A 19,799-nucleotide genomic window follows, 5' to 3' on the forward strand; every position below is an offset into this window, starting at 1 on the left:
CCTTCCGCGACATGATCGACAAGATGAACAATGGCGGCAAGATCGCCATCCTCGGCATCGCGCCGGCCGGCTTCGAGATCGACTGGAACAAGGTGATCTTCAAGATGCTGAACCTCAAGGGCATCTATGGCCGCGAGATGTTCGAGACCTGGTACAAGATGATCGCCTTCGTCCAGGGCGGGCTCGACCTTTCCCCGGTCATCACCCACCGCATCAAGATCGACGAGTTCCGCGACGGTTTCGCGGCCATGCGCTCCGGCAATTCCGGCAAGGTCGTGATGGACTGGTAAGGCTCACGGGGCCGGTCGATCTCAGATCGGGTCGTTGAGAAAAATTGTCTTTTGTCACTAGAACTAAGAATGCGTTTTATGCACTATTGAATATCTACAATGCAAGGAGCGCATGATAGCCCATGGAAGTTCGCGATCTCGAGGCCTTTCTCGCCGTTATGTCGACGGGCAGCATCACCGGTGCCGCACGGCTGCTCGACCGCTCGCAATCGCAGGTGACGCGCCTGATCCAGGACCTGGAGACGTCGCTCGGCTTTGCGCTGTTCGAGCGAAATGGCCCGAGGATCGCGCCGACCGACAAGGGCATTGCCTTTCACGAAGATGCGGAGCGTTTCGTCAGCGGCATCGGGCACCTGCGCAACCGCGCCAAGGCGATCGCCGGCAAGGAGCCCGAGCCGATCGAGATTGCCGCGACCCCGGCATTCGCGAGCGGCATCATCCCGATCGCGCTCGCAGAACTGCCGGAGCATCTGCTGCCGCACACGATCAATCTCCGCAGCATGCCGGCAGAAGCTGCCGTTCAGTCGGTGTTCGCCCGCACGGCGGATTTCTGCGTGACCTCGCTGCCGGCAGACCAGCCCGGCCTGGAGGTACAAGGGTTCTTCGAAGGTCGTTGCGTGGCTGCAGTTGCGCTGCACGATCCGCTGGCTGCCAAGGACGTGATCTCGATCGCCGATCTTGCCGGGCGCACGCTCGTCACGATGTCCAATCCGTTTCGGCTCCGCCATAGCGTCGATGAAGCGCTCGATGCAGCCGGGGTGCGGCCCAATCGGATCATCGCGACGAACGCGGCCAACAACGCCGTGCAGATCGCATCACTCGGCCTTGGCGTGGCGATCATCGAGCCGGCGACGGCCTACGGCCTGCAATCGGCGCCGATCGTCGTTCGGCCGCTCGATGTCGAGATCCCCTTCCTGTGGGCGATCCTGTCGGCCGGTTCGCGCCCGCTCGCTGCCGGCGTACGGGAACTCATTCAACTGATAGCGCGGATCGCCTCGGAGCGGATACCGGATCTTAGCGTCCACGATCCCAAGCAGATGGCGCGTATCGCCGAAAGGAGCTTTGCCGGCAGGAAGGCCGGCATCGGTGCGCTGCCGGACAACCCGGCAGCGGAATAAAGGGGAGCAAAAGCTCTAAACGCTCACACGGAAATTGAGCCTGCTAAATGAGGAGAACGAGATGAACAATTTTGACGTAACCCGCCGATCGGCAATGAAGCTGCTGGCGGCTGGGGCTGGCGTGCTTGCTGCGCCTTCGATCCTTCGCCCGGCTTTCGCACAGAGCAAGGTCGTCAACATCACGACCTATGACAAGTTCGTACCGCAGTCCTTCATCGATCAGTTCCAGAAGGATACCGGTATCGAGGTGCGCATTCGGCTGACCGACGACCAGGGAAAGCAGTACAACCTCCTGACCGCTGAGGGGGCCGCACCCTCCACCGACATCGTGACCGTGACCGGACATCGCCTCTCACAGTTCATGAAGTCGAACCTCTTGGCGACGCTCGACACCGGGCGACTGAAGAACTGGGACAAGCTCGCCGCCGCCTACAAGGGCGCGCCGCAGTTGACCGTCGGCGGTAAGACCTTCGGCGTGCCGCTGCTTGCGGGCTTCGAGGGCCTCGTGCGCAACACCGAATACGCCAAGGCCTCCGACAGCTGGAGCATCATGTTCGATGACGAGAACAAGAACCTGACGTCCTATATCGTCAGCGACTTCCTCTCGATCGTCATGCGCTACCAGGGCAACGACGGCGACTACGTGACCTATGGCGACAAGCCGGATGTCGCGCAGGCGGCGACGAACCAGGCCCGCGATTTCCTCATCCAGCACAAGGACAAGGTTCGCAAGTATTACGATGCCGGCTCCGAGCTGCAGCAGATGTTCGTCAACGAGGACATCTACCTGGCGCAGGCCTGGTCCGGGCCGGCCGCCAAGCTCGTCATGGACGGACATCCGATCGAGATCTCGGTGCCGAAGGAAGGCACTTTCGGCTTCCTCTATTCGTTCAACATCGTCAACAACGCACCGAACGCGGACGCGGCCTACACCTTCCTCGACGCCATCCTGTCTTCGCCGGAGATCGGCGCTGCGATGACTCGCCAGTCCGGCTTCTCGTCGGCCTTCGAAGGCGTCGACAAGGTGCTGGACGACAAGGAGCGCGCCGCGCTGTCGCTGCCGCCCGAGCAGGTCGAACGCATCCAGTTCTTCAGTTCGGTCAACCGCGACATGAAGAACGAGATGATCGACAAGGCCGCCGCCGAGATCAAGGCAGCCTGACGTCTGAAATCCGGGCGATCGGCTGCGGCCGGTCGCCTTTAAAAAATGGACTCTTCCAGAGCCGGGAACAAAGAGAATGCTGGATACGACAACACAACCGCCATCCGTCGGTTTGTCGATGGTGCCGCACTATGCCGGTTGGATCGGCAGGACGGCGCGTTCGGGGCTTTATCGCCATACAATCGGACTTCTCGTCGAAAGCCGGCGCGTGCGTCTCGCCGTGCTCGCCGGCGTGCCACTTGTCTGGATCGCCATGCTGCATATCGGCCCGATCCTGCAGATGGCCAATATCAGCCTTCTTGCCAACTACCCACCTCAGCCGGACAAAAGCAGCGAATATACGCTTGCGAACTATGCGCTGTTCTTTTCTGACCGGCTCTATTTCCTGCCCTTCGTCCGCAGCCTGATCTTTGCCGCTGTGGTGACGATCTCGACGTTGGTGATCGTCTACCCCGTTGCCTACTACGTGGCGAAGGTGGTGCAGCCGAAGAACCGGATGCGGGCCCTGTTGTTGCTGCTCATACCCTTCTGGGCCGGTGAACTGATCCGCACCTTCTCCGTCATCATGCTGCTTGCCAACCGCGGGGCGCTGAACGTGCTCCTGCGCGAGTTCGGCTTCATCGACCGGCCGATCCCGATGCTCTACACCTTCTTCTCGCTGAGCTTCGGCGTCATCTATCTGCTCGCGCTCTACATGCTCCTGCCGCTCTATTCGGCGATCGAGAAGATCCCGACGCCGCTGATCCATGCAGCCGCCGACCTCGGTGCCGGACCCCTCCAGCGGTTCCGCCGGGTCATCCTGCCGCTTTCCAAGGACGGCATCGTCTCCGGCTGCAGCCTCGTCTACCTGACGGCCGTCGGCGTCTTCGCAGCACCGCTGCTGCTCGGTGGCCCCAATGCGGTGATCTTTCCCGAGGTCATCGCGACCCTCTTCCACGGGTCGAACGACAAATGGCCGGAAGGTGCCGCCTTCTCGATGATCATGCTTGTGGTGTCGCTGACGACCGTCGGGCTGTTCATGCGGGTCGTCGGCGGTCGCTCCGTCCGGCTGATGTGAGGGCGGACCGATGCGGAATTATTTCAATGACCTTCCGAAATCCGCGCTCGGCGCCTCCTACTGGATCTTCGCCGTCTATCTGGTCTTGCCGCTGGCGCTGATGACGGCGATGAGTTTCAAGGACGCGAACTTCATCGCCTTCCCGATCGGCAACTGGACGCTTTCCTGGTATAGCAAGGTGGTCCAGGACAAGCAGTTCCTCGAAGCCTCGCTCTATTCGATCGGCATCGCGCTCGCCACCACGGTCTCGGCGACGATCATCGGCGTCTGGATCGCGCTTCTCGTGTCGGCGGAAAACATCTGGGGCAAGGCGGTGATCTTCGCGCTTGCCTGTCTGCCCGCCGTCGTGCCGGGGCTGATCAACGCGATCTCGATGCGCATCTTCATCCGTGCCGTTGACATTCCGACCGGAACCTTCGCAATCATCCTCGCGCATACGGTTCATGCCGTCCCCTTTGTCGTCATCATGGTTCTGACGCGGCTGCGTTCGATGCCTGCCAATTTGGTGGACGCGGCGCGCGATCTCGGGGCCGACCCCTTCATCGCCTTCCTGCGCGTCACCATCCCCTATCTGATGCCGGCGCTCTTCGGCGGCATGATCTTCTGCGTGCTGACCAGCATCGACGACTTCGTCCGCACTTTCTTTCTCGGCGGCTACCAGCCGACGCTGCCCATGCTGATCTTCGCCAAGGTGCAAGGTGGCATGTCGCCGGAAATCAACGCCATGGCGACCATCGTGCTCGTCGTTACCACCGCCATCGGCCTTTACGCCGAGCATTTCACCCGCCGTTCCAGGAGCTGACGCGAATGCAACCTGTCGTCCATTTCAAGAACGTCAACAAGTCCTATGGAGCGCTTACCGCTGTCGATGATCTCGATCTTTCGATCGCGCCGGGCCAGTTCGTCACGCTGCTCGGCCCTTCAGGCTGCGGCAAGTCGACGACGCTGCGCATGCTCGGCGGTTTCGACAGCCCGACGTCGGGGGAAATCTACCTTGAAGGCAAGCCGATTTCGCACCTGCCGCCGAACAAGCGCAACGTCAACATCGTCTTCCAGGATTATGCGCTCTTCCCGCACCTGACGGTCGGCCGCAACATCGCCTTCGGTCTGGAGCTGAAGGGCATGGAAAGTGCCGCGATCCACAGGCGGGTCACCGAGCTTCTCTCTCTTGTCTCGCTTGAGGACCATGCCGAGCGCATGCCGGCGCAGCTCTCCGGCGGACAGCGCCAGCGCGTAGCGTTGATGCGGGCGTTGGCGCCCGATCCGAACGTGCTGCTCCTCGACGAGCCGCTTTCGGCGCTCGACGCCAAGCTGCGCCAGCAGATGCAGATCGAGCTCAAATCGATCCAAAAGAAGACCGGCAAGACCTTCATCTTCGTCACCCATGACCAGGAAGAGGCGCTCACCATGTCCGATGTCATCGTTGTGATGAACAAGGGCAGGATCGAGCAGATGGGCGGACCGGACGAGCTTTATGCCCGGCCACGCAGCCGCTTCGTCGCGAACTTCATTGGCCAGAGCAATTTTCTCGAGAGCACGGTCGTATCGGTGTCGGGCGGGATCGCCGCGGTCCAGTGGCGCGGCAACGTCGTGAACGCGGACGTGAACGGCACGGCGCCGATCCCGGGACACCATGTCACCCTGGCGCTGCGTCCGGAGGCGGTTTTCTGCCTGTCGCGCAAGCCCGAAGATCGCCCGTCGCTGAAGGCGCGTATCAACCAGCGCGTCTTCAAGGGCGCCCACACGTCGCTGACCGTCACGCTCGACAACGGGAGCACGCTCTTGGCGCAGATCGACCCGGTGGCACTTTCACATGTCGAAGGAGACGACGTCTGGGTGGGTTGGCGCGACAGCGACGCCGTCCTGCTGGCGCAATGAATGGGAGACCGGGGATGACCGACAGTCAACACAAGCAGCGGCTTGCCGAGCTCAATGCGCGGGTAAGGCAGGATCTGAGCTATCTCAACTATCCGCCGGCCAACTGGTCGAAGCCTGTGACGACGGCGGCGGGCGATGCCGTGAGCGACGTGGTGGTGATCGGCGGCGGTATGTGCGGGCTCGTTGCCTGGCATGCGCTTGCGCGCGCCGGCATTGCCAATCTGCGCATCGTCGATCGTGCGCCGAAGGGTTTCGAGGGGCCCTGGGTTACCTATGCGCGCATGGAGACGCTGCGCTCGCCGAAGATCCTTCTCGGCCCGGCGCTGGGCATTGCCTCGCTCAGCTTTCGCGCCTGGTTCACAGCACTTAATGGCGAAGCGGAATGGGACGAACTGTTCCGTATCCCGCGGCCGATGTGGATGGATTACCTGCGCTGGTATCGCGAGGTCATGGATGTTCCGGTCGAAAACGATACCCATGTCACCCGCATCGTGCCGCGCACCGACGGTCTGCTGGAGCTTGAAATCGCCGGCGGCGCGAAGTCTGCGATCATCACCCGCAAGCTGGTGATGGCGACCGGCCGCGACGGGCTCGGCGAGCCGACCATTCCCGACTTCGTCAAGGGAATGGAGCGGCACAGGTCCTGGGCGCATTCGGCCGACGACATCGACTTCGTTCGTCTGAAGGGCAAGCGTGTCGTCGTCATCGGCGTCGGCGCTTCGGCGGTGGATAATGCGGCCGAGGCCCTGGAGCAGGGGGCAGGAGAGGTGCGGCTTCTCGCCCGCCGCAAGGAAATGCCGACCGTCAACAAGCTGATGGGCATCGGCTCCTATGGCGTCACCGCAGGCTTTGCCGAGATTTCTCCGGAATGGCGCTGGCGGCTGATGGACTATGCGGCCAAGCAGCAGACGCCGGCGCCGCACAATTCGACGCTGCGTGTCAGCCGGCATCCGAACGCCTACTTCCATTTCGGCTGTGGCATCCGCTCGATGAAGGAGGAGAGCGGCGAGGTCGTGATCACCACCACCAACGGTCGCATCTTCCGCACTGATTTCGTCATCCTCGGCACCGGTTTCTCGATCGATCCGCTGAGCCGTAGCGAGCTTGCCCCCTATCAGGACCGGATCGCCTGCTGGGAGGATCGCTATGCGCCGCCGCCGGGCGAAGAAAACCCTGGACTCGGGCGCTTCCCCTGGCTGAACGCGGATTTCTCCTTCACCGAGAAGGAGCCCGGAACGGCACCCTGGCTGAAGGACATCCATTGCTTCAACTACGGTGCCTCCGTCAGCGTCGGCAAGGTCAGCGGCGACATCCCCGCCATCAGCGAAGGCGCTCTCTGGCTGGCGCGCGGGGTTGCCGCCTCGCTCTTCATTCGCGACGTCGACTACCATTGGGAAGCGCTGATCGCCTACGAAAAGCCGGAGCTCGACGGGACCGAATGGGTGGATGCGGATGCGCCGAGGCCGGCACAGAAGACGGCATGAACCTCATTTCAGAGGACTGGAAAAACAATGACCTCACCATCGACAAATGACGTGATCGACACCGTGCTCGGGCTCGATCGCTTTCCCGATCTGCAGGCGCTGCGCGAGCAACGGGCGAAACTGAAACACTTGAGCCAGACGAGCTATCAGGCAGCCCTTCGCCCCGCCGAGCCGCGCAACTTCTCCTATGCGCTGAGGGCGGCACTTGCCGCGCGTATGGCGGCACTCTGGAACTCGCAGGAACTTGCCGCGCATTTCCGGGCGCTGCTCGAACGCGAGGAGGAGGGCTCGGGGTTGGCGTCGATTGCCGATCCTGGCAACGGCACCGAAGATCCCCGCCTTCAGGCGATTCTCGCCCATGTCGACCTGGTCACGCTTTCACCAAAGGAGGCGACGCGCGCCCATATCGAAAAGCTTCTTGCAGCCGGCCTCGACGACCGGGACATCGTCACACTCGCCGGGCTTATCGCCTTCGTGAACTATCAGGTGCTGGTGGTGGCTGGCCTCAAGATGCTGAGGGATAACTGACATGTCTCAAGCCGTGCACGAATTCACCGTCGAAGCGCTCGACTGGAAGCCCTATGTCAAGCCGGTCGATGTCGATACGGCGACCGCCGAACAGCTCGACGCGCTGAAGATTACGCCTTCCAACAAGAAAATCTCGGACTATGTGCTGGTTCTTGCCAACGAGCCGGAAACCTTGAAGGAGCGCACGCCGCTCTTCAACGACATCATGTATAGCGAGGGCGGTCTCTCCCGCGGCGGTCGCGAGATTGGTGCGCTTGCCGCGTCCTTCGTCAACCGCTGTATCTACTGCGCTTCGGTCCATGCCGCGCGCTACATCCAGCTCGAAAAGCGGCCGGAGGTGGTGGACGAGATCTATGGCAGCGGCCTCGACGCGAACCTGCCGGAGTTCGAGCAGGCGCTGTTCAATTTCGGCGTCGACCTGACGGCTCACCCGGACAATGTCGGCGCCTACCAGTTCTACCATCTGCGCGAGATAGGCCTCGACGACCTCCAGATCCTCGATCTCATCCATGCGGTTGCGATCTTCGGCTGGGCCAACCGCCTAATGCATACGCTCGGCGAACCACACCGGCTGGATTGAGTGAAACACGCGCCCTGCCACCATACTGCGATGACGATCCGCCCCTTCGACATCGCGCATCGCGACGTGCTCCGCATCGCGCTGCCGATGATGGTCGCCTATCTGTCGAGCCCGCTGGTCGGGCTCGTCGCAACCGGCGTTATCGGCCAACTGCGTGACGAGACCCTGATCGGCGGCGTGGCGCTTTCCACCGTCATCTTCGACGTCATCTTCGTCACTTTCAATTTCCTGCGCGGCGCGACCACGGGCTTTACCGCCCAGGCGCTCGGCGCCGGTGATCGACGCGAAGAGCAGCGCATGCTCGCAAGCGGGCTCATCATCGCGCTGGTGGCGGGGTTGGCGTTGCTTCTGCTTCAAAAGCCGATCGGCGCACTCGGTCTTGCCGTCATGGGAGCAGAGGGGAAAATGGCCGAGGCGGCCGCCACCTATTTCGCCTGGCGCGTGTGGTCTGCGCCCTTCGTTCTGTTCAATTTCGTGGTCTTCGGCTGGATCATCGGGCGCGGCGATGCGCTCTGGGGCATGATCCTGCAAACCCTGCTCAATGCACTGAACGCCGGCTTGAGTGTCCATTGGGCCCTCGTCCTTGGCTGGGGCGTGGCGGGCGTTGCGGCGGCTTCGTTGGTGGCGGAGGCTGTCACGGCGCTGGCGGGGCTCTATCTCATCTGGACAAAGACCGACCGGACCGCCTGGAACCCGCCGGATCTTACCGCCTTTCGTCGCGCCTTCTCGGTTAACGGCGACATGATGATCCGGTCCTTCGCGCTTCTGATCGGTCTCTCCTTCTTCACCCGCCAGAGCGGCATGCTCGGCATCGAGATCCTCGCGGCCAATACGATCCTGCTGCGGTTCTATTTCTTCGGTGTCGCCTTTCTCGACGGGGTGGCAACGGCGGCAGAGCAACTGGCCGGCCGGGCCGTCGGCGCGCGCTACCGGCCGGCCTTCGACCGGGCTGTCGGCTTGACCACGATGTGGGGCTTGATCTTTGCCGGGATCGTCGCGCTATCACTGCTTGCGGCCGGCGACTGGGTGATCGGCATCACCGCCCCGACGGAGAGCGTGTCCGCGCTTGCGCATACTTACCTGCCCTATGTCGCAGTTCTCCCGATCTTCGGCATCGTCGCCTTCCAGATGGACGGCGTCTATATCGGCGCTACGTGGTCGAAACAGATGCGCAACCTGATGGTCGCGTCACTGGCGATCTATTTTGCCGCCTGGGCGATCCTGCAGCCCGTGTTCGGCAATGACGGCTTGTGGATCGCACTGATCCTGTTCCAAAGCGCCCGCAGCGTCGCCTTCCGGCTGATGCTGCCGCGGCTCGCCGACCGCACGTTTTCGACGGCGCGGCAATGATTGGGCTTCATTGTAGCCGACTACAAACTCGGTGAAGCGCGAGACGTCGACCATGTCGTCGCCCTGGTAGCGGATCGTGTAGCTATCGGTGCGTTCGACGCCCTTGAGATAGGAAAGATACTCGGCCGGAAGGCGATTTCGGAACACGATCTCCGGGACGACTTCATTGACTCCTCCCTCGTGCGCAGCTTCGCACGCATTGATCGCGGTGTCGGTCATCCAGCGGCGCGCGCTCACACCCGAAACCTTCCGGCATCAACTGAGCGCGAGTCGATCGACGCGCTTTCGGAGGAAATCGTGGTCTCGTTGACATTGCTGCCTGCGGCACTCTCGTCCAAGGATGTTGCGGCTGCATCGCGGCTGGCGGCACAAAAGGACCGATTCCGCGAGCTTGAAGATGAGATTGTGCGCCGGCGTCTTGGCGGCGAGCATGCGGACACGGCGGCCGGCGCCAGAGACAACGCCCCATTCATTGATCTCGTGCGCGATCTCCACCGGACCAACTCCGATATCGCAGCCGCCGGCTATCCGCTGGTGCGGGCCGCCGGGGTTGCGGAGCAGCAGCCGTATAATGAATGTCGGAGCGGTTGCCGGCGCGAGATGATGGCAAGCGGGCTTGTCGGCCCGTCGCTTGGATCAGGAAACGGCTCGCTGCTGTCGCCTCCGTGGTGCAGCCGCCGCCGCCGGACCGCTAGAGCTTGGCCGAGACCGCCGTCGCCGCTTCGCGAATGGTCTGCATCAGCAGCGAGAGGGCGAGCGTTGGCGCCGCGTCGGCACGCATGGTAAGGCCAACCGGCCCCTTCGTTTCGCTGGTATCGATCGGAAGGATCGCGATTGTGCCGTCGTCGACATCGGCCGCGACGACGCCGGCGGAGATGATCCAGATCGCGTCGCTTGCCCGGACGAAGGCGCGGCCGAAGGCATCGGAGACGGTCTCGATCTGGTTCGGCAGGTTGGCGATGCCATTGGTGATGAGGAAGCGCTCGACGAAGGGGCGGATGATCGAGGCGCGTGTCGGCATCAGTACCGGGAAATCGGCGAGCCGCACAAAGGCGGAGTGGGTTCCGGACAGCAACGGATGCCCGGCTCGGACGGCAAAGACCACCTGCTCCGAATAGAGATGCTCGAAGGAAAAGCCGGTCATCTTGTCCGGTGCCGCAAGTCGCCCGACGACGAGATCGAGATCGCCGACGCGCAACTGTTCGAGAAGCACGGCGTTGTCGCCGGTGACGATCTTGATGCGCGCACCGGTATCCTCTTTGAGGAAGAGCGTCATGGCGTGCGGCATGATCCGTGTCGAGACCGTCGGCAGCGCCCCGACCCGGACGGGTACTCCGTCGCCAGCGCGCTCCTGCGAAACGGAATCGAGCCCTTGCCGCAGCGCCGTCAGTGCCGCACCGGCGTGGCGCAGGAATACCTCGCCGTAACGTGTTATCTTGATGCCGCGCCCATCACGCTCGAAAACCGCGACGCCAAGCACCTCTTCGAGCTCACGGATCGTCTTGGTTACGGCCGGCTGGCTGACATGCAGCAGTTCCGCCGCCTTCATCACGCTCTTCTGCCGGGAGACCTCGACAAAAGTCTGCAGATGGCGAAACTTGACCCGGGCGTCGATCATGGAATTCATAACCCTCAAGTTAATGAAAGGCCATGAAATATCATTTTACCTAACCAGATTAAATATCCAATTTGGTGACGGAGGAGAGAGCCCGTGCAATTTGCCCGCATCAACGACATCACGATTCACTGCCAGGTGATCGGCGCGACCGGCGACCGGCCGGTGCTGGTTTTTGCCAATTCGCTCGGCACGGATTTTCGCATCTGGCGCGACGTCGTCGTTCGGCTCGCCGGAGACTATGCCATTGTCCTCTATGACAAGCGCGGCCATGGCCTTTCGGATATCGGGCCGACGCCCTATGCGATCGAGGATCATGCCAACGACCTTGCCGGCCTGCTCGACATGCTTTCGGTCAAGCAGGCGATCGTCTGTGGCCTCTCCGTCGGCGGCCTGATTGCGCAGTCGCTCTACCAGCGCCGACCCGATCTCGTGCGTGCGCTGGTTCTCTGTGACACGGCGCACAAGATCGGTACCGCCGAGATGTGGGCGGCGCGCATCGCCGCCATCGAGGAACATGGTATCGAAGGGATCGCCGACAGTGTGCTCGAACGCTGGTTCACGCCGGCCTTCCGCCGGCCCGAAAACACCGCCTATGCCGGCTATCGCAACATGCTGGTGCGCCAGCCGGTGACCGGATACTTGGCCACTTGTGCCGCGATCCGCGACGCCGACTACACGGAGGCCGCCGCCCGCATCGCGGTGCCGACGCTCTGCGTCGTTGGCGACCAGGACGGTTCGACGCCGCCGGATGTCGTGCTCGCCACAGCTCGCCTCATTCCCGGTGCGCGATACGAAGTCATTCGCGATGCAGGTCATATTCCCTGCGTCGAAAACCCGGAGGCGCTGACCGCGGTGTTGCGCGCCTTCTACGAAATCGCAATGCATGGAGACAAGACCCATGAATGACGCCTCTGCGCCCTCCGATCGCTATCGCCAGGGCATGGCCACGCGCCGGGCCGTGCTCGGCGACGATCACGTGGATCGGACGCAGTCGGTTTCCACCGAGTTCGACCGCCCCTTTCAGGAACTGATCACCGAAGCGGCCTGGGGTCATGTCTGGTCGCGTCCGACTTGGACGAAGCGCGAGCGCTCGATCGTAACGATCGCGCTGCTCGCAGCCCTCGGCCAGGATGACGAGGTGGCGATGCATGTGCGGGCGACGAGTAATACGGGCGCAAGCCGCGAGGATATCTGCGAAGCGCTGCTGCATGTGGCGATTTATGCCGGCGTGCCGGCGGCCAATCACGCAATCAAGATCGCCAAGCAGGTCTTTGCCGAGATCGATGGCGGCAAGGCTGCCTGACGGGAGAAGATGATGCCTGACAGAACGAACAGGAAGCCGGAGACCGGCGCCTTTTTCCCGCGTGACCGCCAATGGCACGCGCCGGCGCTGACACCGGGCTACAAAACCTCGGTTTTGCGCTCGCCGCAAAAGGCACTCCTGTCGCTCGACGGTACGATCTCGGAAATCACCGGCCCGGTCTTCGGCCATTCTGTCATCGGCGAGCTCGACAACGACTTGATCCACAATTTCGCCAGGCCAGGGGAAAGCGCCATCGGCGAGCGCATCATCGTGCATGGGCGCGTGCTCGACGAGCGCGGGTGCGCAGTGCCGGGGGCGCTGCTCGAATTCTGGCAGGCCAATGCCGGTGGCCGTTATCGCCATAAGAAGGAAAGCTACCTTGCGCCGCTCGACCCGAATTTCGGCGGCTGCGGCCGCACGATCACCGACGACGAGGGCTTTTATTCCTTCCGCACGATCAAGCCTGGCCCCTATCCCTGGCCGAACGGCGTCAACGACTGGCGTCCGGCCCACATCCATTTCTCGGTCTTCGGCCACGGCTTCGCGCAGCGCCTGATTACTCAGATGTACTTCGAGGGCGACCCGATGATCTGGAAGTGTCCGATCGTCAATACGATTCCCGATCGCCAGGCGATCGAACAATTGATCGCGCCGCTCGACTGGGCGAACACGATCCCGTTCGACGCGCGTGCCTACAAGTTCGACATCGTGCTGCGCGGACGCCGCTCGACGCTGTTCGAGAACCGGCTGGAGGGCAACTGATGGTTCAGCAACTCGGCTACCTCAAGGAAACGCCGTCACAGACGGCTGGCCCCTATGTGCATATCGGCCTGACCCCGAACTTCTGCGGCATCGGCGGCGTTTATGAAACGGATCTCGGCGCACGGATGGTGAACGAGCAGACGCTTGGCGAGCGTATCACCATTACTGGCCGCGTGATTGATGGCGCGGGCACGCCGCTGAAGGACGCGCTCGTCGAGATCTGGCAGGCGGATGCGGTGGGTCTCTATAACTCGCCAACCGAGCTGCGCGGTTCGGCAGATCCGAATTTTACCGGCTGGGGACGCTGTCCGACCGCCGCGGACGACGGTGTCTTCACCTTCGAGACCGTAAAGCCGGGGCGCGTGCCTTTCAAGGACGGCCGGCCGATGGCGCCGCACATCACCTTCTGGATCGTTGCGCGCGGCATCAATGTCGGGCTGCACACACGCATGTATTTTCCCGAAGAAGCCGAGGCCAATGCCGCCGATCCGTTGCTTGCGCGAATAGAACATCGCCATCGTGTTGCGACGCTTGTCGCGACCGGAGCGGCGCCTAATTATGTTTTTGACATTCACCTGCAAGGTGAGAAGGAAACGGTGTTCCTCGACATCTGAACAGGAATGTCACGCCTGGACATGGGGCGAAGAATAGCGCGCGCCATGCAGCAGGTGGCATTTCGTTCGGCAAACAGAAACGGGGAAACCATGACCTATTCCGCCTTCGACCATCCTTATCTTTCCGGTCTCCTGGGTGATGAGGCGGTTGCCGCCGAGTTTTCGGCCTCCGCCGATATCCGTGCGATGCTCGCCTTCGAGGCGGCGCTTGCACGGGCGGAAGCCGTGCACGGCATCATCCCGGCAAGCGCCGCCGACCGGATCACCGGGGCCTGTCGCGCTTTCTCGCCCGATGTCATCGCGCTCAAACGCGCCATGGGTGTGGATGGGGTGGTTGTGCCGGAACTCGTCCGGCAATTGCGCGCCGCCGTCGGTGGCGAGGTTGCGGACTATGTGCATTACGGCGCCACCAGCCAGGATGTCGTCGATACCAGCCTGATGTTGCGCATGAAGGCGATCGCCGAGCTTTTCGCCGTGCGCCTCGGCAATGTCGTTTCGGTGCTCGAGGAGTGCGACAACGAGTGGGGTGAGCGTTCGCTGATGGGGCGGACCCGGATGCAGGCGGCGATCCCGATCACCGTATCCGACCGGCTGCGCAGCTGGATCGAGCCGCTGCTTGACCACAAGGACCGGCTGGAAGCGATGGACCGCGACCTCTTCGCCGTTCAGTTCGGCGGTGCTGCAGGAACGCTCGAAAAACTCGATGACCGGGCAGATGACGTGCGCGCCACGCTTGCGGAAGAACTGGGACTCGCCGATTTTCCGCAATGGCACAGTCAGCGCTCGGAAGTGGCGGATTTTGCCAATGCGCTATCGCTGATGACCGGCAGCCTGGGTAAGTTCGGCCAGGATATCGCGCTGATGGCGCAGCAGGGTGACGAGATCGAACTTGCCGGTGGCGGTGGTTCCTCGGCGATGCCGCACAAGCAGAACCCCGTGGCGGCGGAGGTTCTGGTGTCCTTGGCGCGTTTCAACGCGACCCAGCTCTCCGGCATGCACCAGGCGTTGATCCACGAGCAGGAACGCTCCGGTGCCGCCTGGACGCTCGAATGGCTGATCATGCCGCAGATGGCCGGTGCGACGGCGGCAGCGCTTCGCCTGGCGGCCGAGCTTGCAAGCAACATACGCCGGCTTGGTCGTGCCTGAGCGCGGCCGCCGCCCGGCCGCTCAGCGGGCCGCGCGCAACATCGAGCGATATCGCACCTGGCTGTTCTTGAGGTGCTGGCGCATGGCGCTGCGCGCCTGTTCCTCGTCGCCATCCTGAATTGCGATGAGGATGGCCTCGTGCTCAGAGATCAATCGGCTCAGCTCTGCCGACGCCAGTACGGTCTCCTCGCCACTCTCGGAAACCGCGCGGCGGGGAATAAGCGCCGGACCCAACATCTGCAGGAACTCGCTGAAGCGCGGATTGTTGGTCGCCTGGGCAATCGCGAGATGGAAACTGAAATCGGCTTCGGCGGTTGGACGTCCCTCGGCGGCGCTCGCACAGAAGCTGTCGAAGGCTTCGACGATCTTCTCCTCCTGCGCCGGCGAGCGGCGAAGGGCGGCGAGGGCGGCGGCATCGCCTTCGACTGCGGTTCTGAGCTCCAGCATTTCGATTAGCGAGGAGACGCGCGCGAGGTCGACGCCATGGAAAGGCAAGGGAGCGACCGGGGTCGGCTCCAGCACGAAGACGCCAATGCCGTGTCTCGCCTCGACCAGTCCGCCGGAGCGGAGTGCCGCAATCGCCTCACGCACCACGGTGCGGCTGACGCCGAACTCTTGGGTCAGTTGGGCCTCGGACGGCAGGCGGTCTCCCGGCTTGTAATGGCCGCCGGCGATCTGGCTGCTGAGTGCATCCGTCACCTTCGCCACCAGTGTCTTGCCTGGAGGGGCGGCGGTCTCGGATGCGGTTGCATTGGTCATGGGGCCAATTCCGTAATTTAACGAAGGCTTCTGGATACGCCATTGGCGATCGGCAGTGCAATCCATGGGGCGGCAAAGCACATCCGCTTAGTCCTTGAAAATCGGATCATCGACAAAGGCGCCGCCCTGAAACCGCGCCAGGGAATCCTCCGGTCTCGGTTTCGGCGTGTTTGCGGCAATCTTCTCGCGGAAAACCTCCGCGTTATCCTTCGGTCGCCAGCCGAGCCAGGAAACATGGGCGTTGTCCCACCATCCGGCGTCGTTTGCGGAAGCGCCCCAGATGACCGGGCAGCCAAGGACCGGCACGCGGAACACCGCTTCGATCATCGAGGCGAAGTCGTCATGCGAGAGCCAGGTGGAGAGCATGCGGTAGTTGGTCGGTTCAGGCATGCAGGAACCGATGCGGACAAGTGCCGTCTCCTGCCCGAACTTCTCGAAATACATGCGGGCAAGCGCTTCACCGAAACACTTCGAGACGCCGTAGAGCCCATCAGGGCGGTAGGGCGCGTTCGGACCCAGCCGCTCGTTTTGCGGGTAAAAGCCGATCGTGTGGTTGGTGCTGGCGAAGAGAATGCGTGGTCTGCCGTTCGCACGGGCCGCCTCGTAGAGATTGTAGAGGCCGAGGATGTTGCCGTCGAGGATTTCGGAGAACGGCCGCTCGACCGAGATGCCGCCGAGATGCAGGATGGCGTCGCAACCGGCGACCAGGTCATGGACGCCCGCGGCATCGGCGAGATCGCATTGAATGCACTCTTCGTTTTCGCTTGGCGGATCGAGCGGCGACCGGTCGGAAAGTCGGATCAAGGTCGCCAGCGGCGCAAGTTTCTTGCGCATGACGCGGCCGAGCTGCCCCGCCGCGCCGGTGATCAGAAGCCGTTCCATTTCCTCTTTCCTCCAGAAGGCCAGCCGGTGTTGCGGCATTGCCATATGCCGTCATACAATAGGGGCTAACACATAATATGTGGTTGACGCAATATGGACGAGCCGCGTCAATGTTGCCTCTGCGTCGGGCTGAGGAATGCCCTGAGAGCCGATAGAAAGACCTGCTTTCAAGCGCGATTGCCGGAAATTTTGCTTGTATGATCACTTGTATTATGACCTATTGACACGAATGCCGTGACTTGCTTAGTAGGATGCATCGCGTTTTGAGGAGGACCCGCACGAAATGACCCCCGCGCAGATCAAGGCCGCTCTTGGATCAGGCCTGCTTTCTTTCCCGGTGACGCATTTTGATGCCGAGGGCCGTTTCGCGCCGGACAGCTATCGGGCGCATGTCGAGTGGCTGGCCGGCTACAAGGCGCCGGTGCTGTTTGCTGCCGGCGGCACCGGCGAATTCTTCTCGCTGAAGCCCGATGAAATTCCCGGCATCGTCCAGGCCGCCAAGGAGGTTGCAGGCGACACGGCGATCGTTTCCGGTTGCGGTTACGGTACGGAGATGGCCATCGATATCGCCCGGTCGGTCGAGCGCGTTGGCGCGGATGGTATCCTGCTTCTGCCGCACTACCTGATCGACGCGCCGCAGGAAGGGCTCTACGCCCATGTGAAGAAGGTCTGCCAGTCGGTCGGCATCGGCGTCATGGTCTATAACCGCGACAACTCGGTGCTGCAGGCCGACACGCTGGCCAGGCTCTGTGACGCGTGCCCGAACCTGATCGGCTTCAAGGATGGCACCGGCGACATCGGTCTCGTGCGTCAGGTCACGGCCAAGATGGGTGACCGCCTGATGTATCTCGGCGGGATGCCGACCGCCGAGCTCTTTGCCGAGGCCTATCTCGGCGCCGGTTTCACCACCTATTCCTCGGCCGTCTTCAACTTCGTGCCGGGCCTTGCCAACGAATTTTACGCCGCCCTTCGCGGCGGCGATCGCGCCACCTGCGAGCGCCTCCTCAAGGACTTCTTCTATCCGTTCATGGCGATCCGCAACCGGGGCAAGGGCTATGCGGTTTCGGCGATCAAGGCCGGTGTGCGCCTGCAGGGCTTCAATGCCGGTCCGGTCCGCACGCCGCTGACAGACCTCACCGATGACGAAGTTGCGATGCTCGATGCCCTGATCGGTGCGAACAAGCGCAAGAATTGAACCGCAGCGAGGGCAACCGATGAAAATCACCGCCGTCCGCACCCATCTCCTCGAGCACCGGCTGGCCGTGCCCTTCGAAAGCGCGTCCATGCGCTTTGATCGTCGCGCCCATGTGCTGGTGGAGATCGAATGCGACGATGGCAGCATCGGCTGGGGCGAGTGCCTTGGGCCGGCGCGGCCGAACGCGGCCGTGGTCGCGGCCTATGCCCCCTGGCTGATCGGCCAGGATCCGCGCCAGACCGAAAAGCTCTGGGCAGTCCTCTATAACGCGCTTCGCGACCAGGGGCAGCGCGGTCTCGCGATCACGGCGCTGTCCGGCATCGACATCGCGCTCTGGGACATCAAGGGCAAGCACTACGGCGCCTCCGTCTCGATGCTGCTTGGCGGTCGCTGGCGCGAGAGCGTTCGCGCCTATGCGACCGGCAGCTTCAAGCGTGACGGCGTCGACCGTGTGTCCGACAACGCGATGGAGATGGCGGAGCGCCGGGCGCAGGGGTTTCACGCCTGCAAGATCAAGATCGGCTTCGGCATCGAGGAAGACCTTTCCGTCATCCGCGCGGTGCGCGAGGCGATCGGTGACGAGATGCGGCTGATGATCGACGCCAACCACGGCTACACCGTCACCGAAGCGATCCGCCTCGGCAAGGCTGCGGCGGACTATGACATCGATTGGTTCGAGGAGCCGGTCGTGCCCGAGCAGCTCTCGGCCTATCGCGAGGTCAGGGCAGGGCAGCCTATTCCCGTCGCAGGCGGCGAGACCTGGCACACGCGCTATGGCATGTCGCCGGCGATCGAGAGCCGCGCCGTCGACATCCTGCAGCCGGACCTGTGCGGTTGCGGCGGTTTTTCCGAAATGGTGAAGATCGCCAGCCTCGCGACGTTGCATGGCGTTCGCATCGTGCCCCATGTCTGGGGCACGGGCGTTCACATTGCCGCGGCGCTGCAATTCATGGCGGCGATGACGCCGGATCCGGTGCGGGTGAAGCCGATCGAGCCGATCCTGGAGTTCGACCGGACGGAGAACCCGTTCCGCCAGGCCGTGTTGACGGCGCCGATCGAGGCCGTCAACGGCGTCGTCGCAAAACCGGACGCCCCGGGGCTCGGCATCGAGATCAATCGCGATGCGCTCGTCGAATTCAAGATGCCCGAGACTGCAAGATGATCGAGCGCATCCTGACCGGCCGCCCGCCCGAACCGCGCCTGCCGAAGGGCGCCATCGATTCGCAGATGCACATGTATCTGCCAGGCTTCCCGTCGCTTCCCGGCGGTCCGCCTTTGCCTGTTGAACCTTTGCCGGATGCTGCGGCCTATCGCCAGGTCATGGCCTGGCTCGGCATCGACAGGGTGATCATCACCCAAGGCAATGCCCATCAGCGGGACAATGCCAACACGCTTGCCTGTGTTGCAGCAATGGGTGCCGCCGCGCACGCCGTCGTCGTCATCGACGAGGACACTTCGGATGCGCAGATGCGCGCGTTGAGCGAAACCGGCGCTGTCGGCGCACGCATCATGGATTTGCCGGGTGGCGCGGTAGGGCTCGACGCGCTGGAAGCAGTGGACGCGCGGGCACAGGCGGCGGATTGGATGATTGCCGTGCAATTCGACGGCAACAGGCTGCTCGACCATCTGCCGCGGTTGGAGCGCATCAGGTCGCGCTGGGTGTTGGATCACCACGGCAAGTTCTTCGCCGGCGTCGATCTGGATGGGCCGGAGATCGCGGCGCTGCTGAAGTTGATCGACCGCGGCAATGTCTGGTTCAAATTTGCCGGCGTCTACGAAAGTTCGCGGCAGGGATGGCCGTACGAGGACGTGGCCGCCTTTTCGCGCCGGATCGCCAGACATGCGCCGGAACGCATCGTCTGGGGCTCGAACTGGCCGCACAACATGATCCGCAAGACGGAAGACTATCCCGAGGACGCGCGGCTCGCGGAACTGGTGCTCGGCTGGCTTGCCGACGACCGGGCGCGGCATCTCGCCCTCGTCGAGAACCCGGAACACCTGTTCAAGCTGCCGGCCTTCGCCGTGGCGTGACTTCAGTCCGCAATGGGAGCTGGGAGGCTCCCTGCCGGGCCT

General features: G+C 62.9%; 21 protein-coding genes and 1 pseudogene. 18 read left to right on the plus strand and 4 right to left on the minus strand.

The genetic code is table 11. The annotated features are described in order from the left end of the window. The 10 genes and pseudogenes from tdh to AC0C6X_RS26255 all read left to right on the plus strand — a co-directional run. Window positions 1-290: pseudogene (gene tdh, locus AC0C6X_RS26210) on the plus strand (L-threonine 3-dehydrogenase); the annotation flags it as partial. Window positions 291-412: 122 nt separating this feature from the next. Further along, complete coding sequence (locus AC0C6X_RS26215) at window positions 413-1,408, plus strand: LysR family transcriptional regulator (protein WP_173519809.1); 996 nt, start codon at window positions 413-415, stop codon at window positions 1,406-1,408. 61 nt (window positions 1,409-1,469) lie between these two features. Further along, entirely contained in the window at window positions 1,470-2,570 is a 1,101-nt protein-coding gene (locus tag AC0C6X_RS26220; protein ID WP_472955994.1) for an extracellular solute-binding protein, read from the plus strand. 76 nt (window positions 2,571-2,646) lie between these two features. Continuing rightward, on the plus strand, window positions 2,647-3,627 hold the full coding sequence (locus tag AC0C6X_RS26225) for an ABC transporter permease (RefSeq protein ID WP_173519811.1): 981 nt from the start codon (window positions 2,647-2,649) through the stop codon (window positions 3,625-3,627). Between the two features lie 10 nt (window positions 3,628-3,637). Next, a complete protein-coding gene (locus AC0C6X_RS26230; RefSeq protein WP_173519812.1) occupies window positions 3,638-4,429 on the plus strand; it encodes an ABC transporter permease in 792 nt (263 codons plus the stop codon). A gap of 5 nt (window positions 4,430-4,434) precedes the next feature. Continuing rightward, entirely contained in the window at window positions 4,435-5,505 is a 1,071-nt protein-coding gene (locus AC0C6X_RS26235; RefSeq protein ID WP_173519813.1) for an ABC transporter ATP-binding protein, read from the plus strand. A 14-nt stretch (window positions 5,506-5,519) separates the two neighbouring features. Next, the gene (locus AC0C6X_RS26240) at window positions 5,520-6,989 is read left to right on the plus strand and encodes an NAD(P)-binding domain-containing protein (protein ID WP_472955997.1); all 1,470 of its coding nucleotides are present in this window, start codon (window positions 5,520-5,522) and stop codon (window positions 6,987-6,989) included. Window positions 6,990-7,016: 27 nt separating this feature from the next. Next, window positions 7,017-7,517, plus strand: a complete 501-nt coding sequence (locus AC0C6X_RS26245) for a CMD domain-containing protein (protein ID WP_472956000.1) — start codon at window positions 7,017-7,019, stop codon at window positions 7,515-7,517. Window position 7,518: 1 nt separating this feature from the next. After that, entirely contained in the window at window positions 7,519-8,097 is a 579-nt protein-coding gene (locus tag AC0C6X_RS26250; RefSeq protein WP_173519816.1) for a peroxidase-related enzyme, read from the plus strand. Window positions 8,098-8,127: 30 nt separating this feature from the next. Then, a complete protein-coding gene (locus AC0C6X_RS26255) occupies window positions 8,128-9,447 on the plus strand; it encodes an MATE family efflux transporter (protein WP_472956003.1) in 1,320 nt (439 codons plus the stop codon). Between the two features lie 255 nt (window positions 9,448-9,702). Here AC0C6X_RS26255 and AC0C6X_RS26260 read toward each other — a convergent pair whose 3' ends face one another. Both AC0C6X_RS26260 and pcaQ read right to left on the minus strand, forming a co-directional pair. Further along, entirely contained in the window at window positions 9,703-9,942 is a 240-nt protein-coding gene (locus tag AC0C6X_RS26260; RefSeq protein ID WP_472956006.1) for a hypothetical protein, read from the minus strand. A gap of 196 nt (window positions 9,943-10,138) precedes the next feature. Next, entirely contained in the window at window positions 10,139-11,065 is a 927-nt protein-coding gene (gene pcaQ, locus AC0C6X_RS26265) for a pca operon transcription factor PcaQ (RefSeq protein WP_173519819.1), read from the minus strand. A gap of 93 nt (window positions 11,066-11,158) precedes the next feature. Here pcaQ and pcaD point away from each other — a divergent pair, with 93 nt between their 5' ends. The 5 genes from pcaD to AC0C6X_RS26290 all read left to right on the plus strand — a co-directional run bounded on the left by pcaD (window position 11,159) and on the right by AC0C6X_RS26290 (window position 14,890). Beyond that, a complete protein-coding gene (gene pcaD / locus AC0C6X_RS26270) occupies window positions 11,159-11,971 on the plus strand; it encodes a 3-oxoadipate enol-lactonase (protein WP_472956009.1) in 813 nt (270 codons plus the stop codon). After that, window positions 11,964-12,368 (plus strand): 4-carboxymuconolactone decarboxylase, encoded by a 405-nt coding sequence (pcaC, locus tag AC0C6X_RS26275; RefSeq protein WP_173519821.1) that lies wholly within the window; start codon window positions 11,964-11,966, stop codon window positions 12,366-12,368. Before pcaD ends, pcaC begins: the two co-directional genes overlap by 8 nt. Window positions 12,369-12,380: 12 nt before the next feature. Beyond that, a complete protein-coding gene (gene pcaH / locus AC0C6X_RS26280; protein ID WP_173519822.1) occupies window positions 12,381-13,130 on the plus strand; it encodes a protocatechuate 3,4-dioxygenase subunit beta in 750 nt (249 codons plus the stop codon). Beyond that, window positions 13,130-13,744, plus strand: a complete 615-nt coding sequence (gene pcaG / locus AC0C6X_RS26285; RefSeq protein WP_173519823.1) for a protocatechuate 3,4-dioxygenase subunit alpha — start codon at window positions 13,130-13,132, stop codon at window positions 13,742-13,744. Before pcaH ends, pcaG begins: the two co-directional genes overlap by 1 nt. 90 nt (window positions 13,745-13,834) lie before the next feature. Then, window positions 13,835-14,890 (plus strand): 3-carboxy-cis,cis-muconate cycloisomerase, encoded by a 1,056-nt coding sequence (locus AC0C6X_RS26290; protein WP_173519824.1) that lies wholly within the window; start codon window positions 13,835-13,837, stop codon window positions 14,888-14,890. A 21-nt stretch (window positions 14,891-14,911) separates the two neighbouring features. Here the strand turns inward: AC0C6X_RS26290 and AC0C6X_RS26295 are convergent, their stop codons facing one another. Then, window positions 14,912-15,649 (minus strand): FadR/GntR family transcriptional regulator, encoded by a 738-nt coding sequence (locus AC0C6X_RS26295; RefSeq protein WP_173519825.1) that lies wholly within the window; start codon window positions 15,647-15,649, stop codon window positions 14,912-14,914. 87 nt (window positions 15,650-15,736) lie between these two features. Next, complete coding sequence (locus tag AC0C6X_RS26300) at window positions 15,737-16,531, minus strand: NAD-dependent epimerase/dehydratase family protein (protein ID WP_173519826.1); 795 nt, start codon at window positions 16,529-16,531, stop codon at window positions 15,737-15,739. 283 nt (window positions 16,532-16,814) lie between these two features. Here AC0C6X_RS26300 and kdgD point away from each other — a divergent pair, with 283 nt between their 5' ends. The 3 genes from kdgD to AC0C6X_RS26315 are packed head-to-tail and all read left to right on the plus strand — an operon-like array spanning window position 16,815 to window position 19,757. Continuing rightward, window positions 16,815-17,726 (plus strand): 5-dehydro-4-deoxyglucarate dehydratase, encoded by a 912-nt coding sequence (gene kdgD, locus AC0C6X_RS26305; protein WP_173519827.1) that lies wholly within the window; start codon window positions 16,815-16,817, stop codon window positions 17,724-17,726. 19 nt (window positions 17,727-17,745) lie between these two features. Continuing rightward, the gene (locus tag AC0C6X_RS26310; protein WP_472956015.1) at window positions 17,746-18,888 is read left to right on the plus strand and encodes a mandelate racemase/muconate lactonizing enzyme family protein; all 1,143 of its coding nucleotides are present in this window, start codon (window positions 17,746-17,748) and stop codon (window positions 18,886-18,888) included. Beyond that, on the plus strand, window positions 18,885-19,757 hold the full coding sequence (locus AC0C6X_RS26315) for an amidohydrolase family protein (RefSeq protein WP_472956017.1): 873 nt from the start codon (window positions 18,885-18,887) through the stop codon (window positions 19,755-19,757). The genes AC0C6X_RS26310 and AC0C6X_RS26315 overlap by 4 nt, the downstream gene beginning before the upstream one ends. Window positions 19,758-19,799: the final 42 nt, after the last annotated feature.

This window comes from Ensifer sp. VA4 (assembly GCF_055710065.1).